Source organism: Novosphingobium capsulatum NBRC 12533 (genome assembly GCF_001598375.1).
GTDB lineage: Bacteria > Pseudomonadota > Alphaproteobacteria > Sphingomonadales > Sphingomonadaceae > Novosphingobium > Novosphingobium capsulatum.
In genome coordinates this window covers 1-666 of record NZ_BCYV01000066.1, presented here as the reverse complement: position 1 = coordinate 666, position 666 = coordinate 1, and the positions used below count along the sequence as shown (strand labels likewise).

The following is a 666-nucleotide window of genomic DNA, read 5'->3' as shown; positions in this document are numbered from 1 at the left end:
CCGGGGCTTCAATTCGGAGCTTGCACTCCTCCTCTTAACCTTCCGGCACCGGGCAGGCGTCAGACCCTATACGTCGTCTTGAAGCCGACTTAGCAGAGTCCTGTGTTTTTGCTAAACAGTCGCTACCCCCTGGCCTGTGCCCCCCACAAGTGCTTGCGCATATGTGGGGCCTCCTTCTTCCGAAGGTACGGAGGCAATTTGCCGAGTTCCTTCAGGATACTTCTCTCAAGCGCCTTGGTATACTCTACCTGACCACCTGTGTCGGTTTCGGGTACGGTCTATATGGAGAGGCTATTTCCTGGAACCTCGTCACAGCCAGCTCAATCCAATAAGAGCTGACAATTTAAGAGATCCGTCACTCATCTCCAGGCCCACGAATATTAACGTGGTTCCCATCGACTACCCCCTTCGGGCTCGTCTTAGGGGCCGGCTCACCCTGCTCAGATTAGCTTTAAGCAGGAACCCTTGGTCTTTCGGCGAGAGGGCATCTCACCCTCTTTATCGCTACTCATGTCAGCATTCGCACTTCCGATACCTCCACGGTCGGTTACCCTTCCGCTTCGCAGGCCTACGGAACGCTCCGCTACCGCTCAGATCAAAGATCTGAACCCTAAGCTTCGGTGCACGTCTTGAGCCCCGTTACATCTTCGCCGCAGGAACCCTTGG

1 rRNA gene is annotated in these 666 nt (G+C 55.3%); it reads right to left on the bottom strand.

Annotation, left to right across the window (positions count from 1 at the left end):
• Positions 1-666, bottom strand: a 23S ribosomal RNA gene (locus SCA01S_RS22020); the annotation flags it as partial.